General features: G+C 73.5%; 8 protein-coding genes. 4 read left to right on the top strand and 4 right to left on the bottom strand.

Annotated elements, in window-relative coordinates:
• Positions 1–397 (top strand): hypothetical protein (locus AR3_RS31380; RefSeq protein ID WP_217998801.1); only part of this gene is annotated, 397 nt, incomplete at its 5' end.
• Between the two features lie 18 nt (positions 398–415).
• Here the strand turns inward: AR3_RS31380 and AR3_RS28130 are convergent.
• Complete coding sequence (locus tag AR3_RS28130) at positions 416–1009, bottom strand: Asp23/Gls24 family envelope stress response protein (RefSeq protein WP_067918542.1); 594 nt, start codon at positions 1007–1009, stop codon at positions 416–418.
• A gap of 190 nt (positions 1010–1199) precedes the next feature.
• Here AR3_RS28130 and AR3_RS28125 point away from each other — a divergent pair, with 190 nt between their 5' ends.
• Together AR3_RS28125 and AR3_RS28120 are read left to right on the top strand one after the other, a co-directional pair.
• A complete protein-coding gene (locus AR3_RS28125; RefSeq protein ID WP_227023334.1) occupies positions 1200–1826 on the top strand; it encodes an HIT family protein in 627 nt (208 codons plus the stop codon).
• A 26-nt stretch (positions 1827–1852) separates the two neighbouring features.
• Positions 1853–2263 (top strand): thiol-disulfide oxidoreductase DCC family protein, encoded by a 411-nt coding sequence (locus tag AR3_RS28120; RefSeq protein ID WP_067918546.1) that lies wholly within the window; start codon positions 1853–1855, stop codon positions 2261–2263.
• 44 nt (positions 2264–2307) lie between these two features.
• On the opposite strand, the gene AR3_RS28115 is transcribed toward AR3_RS28120, so the two are convergent.
• From AR3_RS28115 to AR3_RS28105, 3 genes are all read right to left on the bottom strand, one after another.
• Positions 2308–3201 carry an HTTM domain-containing protein gene (locus tag AR3_RS28115; RefSeq protein WP_067918533.1) on the bottom strand — a complete coding sequence of 298 codons (894 nt, stop codon included), beginning with the start codon at positions 3199–3201 and terminating at the stop codon, positions 2308–2310.
• Entirely contained in the window at positions 3198–3653 is a 456-nt protein-coding gene (locus AR3_RS28110; protein ID WP_067918531.1) for a hypothetical protein, read from the bottom strand. Before AR3_RS28110 ends, AR3_RS28115 begins: the two co-directional genes overlap by 4 nt.
• 92 nt (positions 3654–3745) lie before the next feature.
• On the bottom strand, positions 3746–5902 hold the full coding sequence (locus AR3_RS28105; RefSeq protein WP_067918529.1) for an elongation factor G-like protein EF-G2: 2157 nt from the start codon (positions 5900–5902) through the stop codon (positions 3746–3748).
• A 485-nt stretch (positions 5903–6387) separates the two neighbouring features.
• Between AR3_RS28105 and pgsA the strand changes: the two genes are divergently transcribed.
• The coding region (pgsA, locus tag AR3_RS28100; RefSeq protein ID WP_157406810.1) for a phosphatidylinositol phosphate synthase at positions 6388–7048 on the top strand (661 nt) is incomplete at its 3' end.

The raw sequence follows: 7048 nt of genomic DNA, 5'->3' as shown, positions 1-7048 counted from the left end.
GGGGCCCGTGTCGGACGCGCCGGCCGCGCGGCCGACGGACGCCGCGCCCCGGCGGAACGAGGGCGGCCCGCCCGCTCCGCGGCAGCGGCAGTCCGGGCCGCGCCCCGAGGCCCAGGGCGGCACGACCGTGACCTGGTGCCCGGCGGGCAGCGCGGTCTACCGCGCCGGACGGGACGGCCTCGAGGTGACGGTGAACGTGTCGGCCAGCGGGTTCGCGCGGGCGCAGGTGGCGCTGCGCAGCGGGCACACCGCCGAGCAGCAGGCCACGGTCAGGGAGGGCGCCCCGCACACGTTCCGGTTCCCGGGCGTCCCGGCGGCCGAGGTGGAGCGCGTGAAGATCACCACGATCTCGGTCGGGGTGTCCGGGCAGACCTGCTACGCCCGCCCGGCGGCGTGACCGGCGGCCCGGCGCGGCTCACTCGGGTCCGCGCACGTCCTCGACCGACACGTTGACGGCCAGCACCCGCCTGCCGAGCATCAGCCCGACGACGCGGGCCGCGTTGGCCTGGACCGCCTCGGCCACGTCCATGATCACGCTGCCGTACTCGACGGCGATGGCCAGGTCGAGGGTGACCGCGTCGTCCCGCAGGTGGACCCGCACGCCCGGCGTGCCGGACCCGCCGCCCGGGTCCGGGCCGCCCGCCAGACCGGCGACGCCGCCGACCTCCAGCGCGGCCAGCATCGCGATCTTCTCGACGACCTCGTCCTCGATCGTCACGCGGCCCCGCACCGCCGTGCCGGAAGAGGGGGCGTCCTCGCCCGCGGACGCGTCGGCGGGCGCCCGCTCCTGGACGGGCGGTCCCGCGGGCGGCGGAACCGCCGGAGCCGCGGGGAGCGGGGGCAGGCCGGGGGCCGCCGGCATGGGCGGCGGGGAGCCGAGCGGCACCCCCGCCGTGGACGGGTCGCCTCCGGTGAGTCCGCCGGGTCCGGGGAAGAAGGGGGCGGACCGGACCTCGGGGTGAGGCGCGTCGCCGCCGTCCCCGGGACGGCCCTTGTCGAGGTCGGTCATTGCGAGTCCACCCTTCGGTCAGGAAAATCCATGGTGTCCTACTAGTGCCGCTGACGTCACGGATAGTGGGCATCGGCCCTGTTCTCGTGTCGTGCGGCGGGGACGCGCGCGTCGGCATCCCGACTTCAGGCCGTCCGGCTTCTCTCTCTATGCTGCTGGTCAGGCCGTGGACAATAAGGAGAGCGCCGCCTTGAGCGTAGAGCCGGAGGAGCCCGTGGTGGAGGAGGCGCGCAAGGACGCGCCCGAGTCGGGGAAGCGGGCCGGGGACGAGCCCGTCGTCGAGGAAGAACGCGGCGGCGCGGGCGTTCCCGACAACTTCCAGCGGCTGTGGACCCCGCACCGCATGGCCTACATCAAGGGAGAGAACAAGCCGTCGGGGGCGGGGGCCGATGACGGCTGCCCGTTCTGCGACATCCCCAAGCTGTCCGACGAGGAGGGCCTGATCGTGGCCCGCGGCGCGTCGGTGTACGCGGTGCTCAACCTCTACCCGTACAACTCCGGCCACCTCATGGTGGTGCCCTACCGGCACGTCGCCGACTACACCGAGCTGGACGCGGCCGAGTACACCGAGCTGGCCGAGCTGACCCGCAGCGCCCTCACGGCGCTGCGCAAGGCCAGCGGCGCGCAGGGGTTCAACGTCGGCATGAACCTCGGCCAGGTCGCCGGGGCGGGCATCGCCGCGCACCTGCACCAGCACGTGGTGCCCCGGTGGGGCGGCGACACCAACTTCATGCCGGTGGTCGGGCACACCAGGGTGCTGCCGCAGCTGCTGCGCGAGACCCGGCAGATCCTCGCCGACGCCTGGCCGCACGCGTGAGCCCGCTGACCGGCGGTGACGGCGACATGACGCGACGCGAGCGGCCCGTGCTGGTGTACGACGGGGACTGCGGCTTCTGCACCGCGTCGGTGCGGTTCGTCGAACGGCACGTGCCGACCTCGGCGCAGATCGTGGCGTTCCAGTTCGCCGACCTGGACGCGCTCGGCACGACCGCGGAGCGGGCCGAGTACGAGGTCCTGTGGGTGGACCGGTCGGGCCGCGTGTCCGGCGGGGCGCAGGCGATCGCCCGGCTGCTGATGGACGCCGGCGGCGCCTGGTGGCCGCTGGGCGCGCTGCTGCGCGTGCCGCCGGTCCGGTGGATCGCCCACGGCGTGTACCGGCTGGTGGCCGCCAACCGGCATCGCATGCCGGGCGGCACCGCCGCGTGCGCCCTGCCGGCCGCCCAGCGTCCCGGGGCGCGGCGTCCCGAGGCGTAGCGTCACCCGCGCCGCACCCGCCAGCGGCGGCGGGCCCGGCGCCGTCAGGACGGCAGCGGCTCCTTGCCGGCGGACGCGGGGGACGGCGCCTCGGCGCGGCGGCGTCGCAGTCCGCCGATCAGCGACGGCAGCCGCTCCAGCGGCAGGAACGCCAGCAGCCAGATGGCGTGCGGCAGGAAGTGGATGGACAGCAGCGCGTAGGTCACCAGATGGAACCCCGCGAAGAACGCCACGCCCGCGTACAGCGGACGGCCACGCGCGAACAGCAGCAGCGGTGAGGCGAGCTCCGCGACGAACATGATCCACTGACCGGCCTTCAGCGGCAGCGGGTGGTCGATGAGCGTCCGGCCGAGCGGGGTGCCGCGGCGGCTGAGGGCCCACTGGACGGTGGAGCCGTTCGGCCAGTCCGGGAAGCCGCCGATGCGGATCTTCGCCCACGCCGACAGGAAATAGGCGGCGATCACCGCGACCTGGACGCACCGCACCGACCAGCCGGACGCCTCGCAGGGGGTGGGATCGCCGAGGCGCGCCCGCCCCACGGTGGGCAGCACGAACAACGCCACGACCAAGGCGAGGTGGTCGTGGTCGACCTTGCCGTACGACATGCTGATCGTGACCCACCACAGGTATCCGCACGCCGCGACGAGGCCGGTGAGACGCGGTGCGATGCGCCCCGTGGCGGCCACCAGACCGGCCGCGAGGGTGACGACGAGCAGCGCGTACATCGCGCCGGGCGTGGGAGCGGGCAGGTGCAGCCAGCGCGCCAGCCGTACGGGCTGGTACAGGTCCTCGGGCAGCCGGGCGTGCGCGAGCGTGCTGTTGGTGAACAGCAGCATGTCGACGGGCAGGAACCCGTACGCCAGCAGGCGCAGCCAGGCGACGCGGGCGCGCGGGACGGGGGCGTACCACCAGCGGCCCCAGGGCGTGGCCGCGCTCACCGGACGGTCCACACGGCGCGGTTGCGGACGGTGGTGGACACGATCTTGCCGTTCCGCAGCCTCTTCACCTGGTGCACCAGGTAGATCCTGGTCAGCGCGGGACGCTCGGGGTGCAGCCGCCGCTGGGCGTCGGCGATGCCCTGCAGCAGCGAGGGGTCGCGCACGATCCGCGTCATCTGCCCCTCGATCTCGGCGCGCTTCATGCCCGTCCCCACGGCGTCCATCGGCAGCCTCACATGCGTCCCGGCGGCGGTGTCGGCCTCCAGCCAGTGCGCGTGGATCTCGCCGCCGTCGTCCTTCACCGAGAACGCGAACTGGGTCATCGGCCCCAGCGGGAAGTCGTCGTCGGTGCCGCGGAGGCTGGTGTAGCACAGCGTCCCGATGACCGCGGCGGCGGCGATGGTGCGCCATAGGCGGCATGCCGCCTTCAGACTGGAAACCCCCGTATTCACGGCGGCAGCCTAACCTGATCATGCTCGCCGTCCCGTGGCGTCGCCCGATCCGGCCACGGCCCGGACGGCGCCACGGGAGCGCGCGGGCGGGCTCAGCCGGAGGCGGCGACCTTGTCGGCCAGATGGGACGGCAGCGGCTCGTACCGCAGGAACGTGCGGCTGAACGTGCCGGTGCCCTGCGACATCGAGCGCAGGTCGATCGCGTACCGGACGATCTCCAGCTGCGGCACCTCGGCCTTGATCATCGTGCGGCCGCCGGGCACCGACTCCGAGCCGAGCACCCGGCCGCGGCGGGACGTCAGGTCGGACATGACCTGCCCCACGTACTCGTCGGCGACCAGCACCGACACCTCGTCGACCGGCTCCAGCAGCAGGATCGGCACCTTGGCGGCGGCGTCCTTGAGGGCCAGCGCCCCGGCGGTCTGGAAGGCCATGTCGGAGGAGTCCACCGAGTGCGCCTTGCCGTCGTAGAGCGTCACGCGGATGTCGACCAGCGGGTATCCGGCCGCCACCCCGCGGGCCATCTGCTGCCGGATCCCCTTCTCCACCGACGGGATGAACTGGCGCGGGATCACCCCGCCGACGATCTTGTCGACGAACTCGAAGCCCTCGCCGGAGGCCAGCGGCTCGACCTCGATGTGGCAGATGCCGTACTGGCCGTGCCCGCCGCTCTGCTTGACGTGCCGCCCCAGGCCCTTGGCGGTGCCGCCGAACGTCTCGCGGAGCGGGATGCGCAGGTCGACCCGCTCGACCTCGACGCCGTAGCGGGCCTTGAGCCGGTCGATCAGCACGTCGGCGTGCGCCTCGCCCATGCACCACAGCACCAGCTGGCGGGTCTCGGCGTTGTTCTCCAGCCGCAGCGTGGGGTCCTCGGCGACCAGGCGGCCCAGCGCCTGGCTGAGCTTGTCCTCGTCGGCCTTGGAGCGGGCCCGGATCGCCACCGGCAACAGGGGGTCGGGCATCGTCCACGGCTCCATGACCACGGGGGAGCCGGGGTCGGACAGGGTGTCGCCGGTCTCGGCGCGGGACAGCTTGGCGATGGCGCAGATGTCGCCCGCCACGCACGCCGACACGGGGCGCTGGTGCTTGCCCAGAGGGGACGACAGGGCGCCGACGCGCTCGTCCACGTCGTGGTCCTCGTGCCCGCGGTCCTCCAGTCCGTGCCCGGACACGTGCACGACGGTGTCCGGGCGCAGCGTCCCGGAGAAGACCCGCACCAGGGAGATGCGCCCCACGTACGGGTCGGAGGTGGTCTTGACGACCTCGGCGACCAGGGGGCCGTCGGGGTCGCAGCGCACCTGCCGCGGGTCGCCGCCGTCGATGTCCGTCACCGTCGGGACGGCGTGCTCCAACGGCGACGGGAACGCCTGGGTGATGACCTCCAGCAGTTCCTGCATGCCGACGACCGGCCCGGGGGCGGCGCCGTGCGGCACCGCGGTGGCCAGGACGGGGTAGAAGCTGCCGCGCGCGACCGCGGTCTCCAGGTCCTGGATGAGCGCCTTGACGTCGATCTCCTCGCCGGCCAGGTACCGGTCCATGAGGGTCTCGTCCTCGCTCTCCTGGATGATCCCCTCGATGAGCGCGGCGCGCTGCTCGGCGATCTGGTCGAGGAACCGCGGGTCGGGGTCGCGCTCGACCCGCTCGCCGCCGGAGTAGTCGAAGCAGCGCTGCGACAGCAGTCCGATCAGGCCCTGCAGGCCGTCGCCGGAGCTGATCGGGAAGTAGATCGGCGCCACGCCCTCGCCGAAGACGTCCTGGCAGGTCATGACGACGTCGTCGAAGTCGCCGCGCTGCTGGTCGACCTTGGTGATGACCACGGCCCGGGGCATGCCGACCGCGGCGCACTCCTCCCACAGCTGGCGGGTCAGGCCGTCGATGCCGTCCACGGCCGAGATCACGAACAGCGCGGCGTCGGCGGCGCGCAGCCCGGCGCGCAGGTCGCCGACGAAGTCGGCGTAACCGGGGGTGTCGATGAGATTGACCTTGACACCGCCGTAGGTGAGCGGGGCCAGGGCGAGGTTGACCGAGCGCTGCTGGCGCATCTCGACGTCGTCGAAGTCGCTGACGGTCGTGCCGTCCTCGATGCGGCCCGGCCGCTGGATGACGCCGGTCTCGGCGAGCAGCGCCTCCACGAGCGTGGTCTTGCCCGCCCCCGAGTGGCCGACCAGCGCGACGTTGCGCACCTTGTCGGGCCGGCCGGCCTCCGGTGCCCTGCCGGGGCCTCCCGAGTGGCCTCCCTTGTCCGCCATAGCTACCTCCTCGGACCGCCCCGTCCGGGGCCGTCTGGAACGGAGCCGGACCCCGCGGGCCCGGCCCTGACGTCCGAGTGCGGCGCTCGGCCACCTCCCCGACGCGCGTGACCGGCGTCACACCCGTATCACCACCATTTCCCGTGATGGCGCGGATAACAAGAGGCGGACACCAAAGCGTGGCATCTCTTGGCCGCTCGACCGTTCCCACCAGGACACCTTTTGTTGGCAGAACGTACGCTTCTTCCATGCATGAGGGGGTGAGCGACGGCGTGCCGGACGATTGCGCCAGACTTGTGTGCGGGTGCCGGAGTGCGGCGGCCGCCGGGTGACCCGCGCCTGTGCGCGCCGCGCAGGTGCGTGTGCGCGCCGTGCGCGATCCCGCGGCTCGTCCGCGCCCCCGGGGGGATCGATCGCACTACGATGGCCCCCTGCGCGGCCCGCGGGCCCCGACTCCACACGTAAACGAGAAGAATCGGACGGCGATGCTCAACAAAGTGCGGCCCGCGCTGGGACGCGTCCTGACACCCGTCGGCCGGACCGTCGCGCGCACCGGTGTCTCGCCCAACGCGATCACGATCATCGGGACCGCGGGGGTGCTGGCCGGGGCGCTGGGCTTCTTCCCGCGCGGGGAGTTCTTCTGGGGCGTGCTGGTCATCACCGCGTTCGTGGTGTTCGACATGCTGGACGGCGCGGTGGCCCGGGTGACCGGGAGGATCTCCAAGTGGGGCGCCTTCCTGGACTCCACCCTGGACCGGATCGCCGACGCGGCGATCTTCTCCGGGCTGATGATCGGCCTGTACCGCGACGGCCAGGAGCGGCTGGCCGGGGTCGCCCTGTACTGCCTGGTCGCGGGCGTGGTGGTGTCGTACGCCAAGGCGCGGGCGGAGGGCCTGGGCTACACCTGCAACGTCGGCATCGCGGAGCGCTCGGAGCGGCTGATCGTGGTGCTGGTGGCAGCGGGCCTGGACGGGCTCGGGGTGCCGTACGTGCTGGCCGTGGCGCTGTGGCTGCTGGCCGTGCTCAGCACGATCACGGTGGGGCAGCGGGTCGCGGCCGTGCGCGCGCAGGCCCTCGCCGACGCCGCGCCCCCCGCGTCGGCCGAATCGTCGCGGCGGGCCGAGCCGGAGCCGCCGGCCGAGGCGG

It is taken from the genome of Actinomadura rubrobrunea NBRC 15275, from assembly GCF_001552235.1.
Classification (GTDB): domain Bacteria; phylum Actinomycetota; class Actinomycetes; order Streptosporangiales; family Streptosporangiaceae; genus Spirillospora; species Spirillospora viridilutea.
The sequence above is the reverse complement of the archived record's forward strand: the minus strand, read 5'-3'. Positions and strand labels throughout refer to the sequence as shown.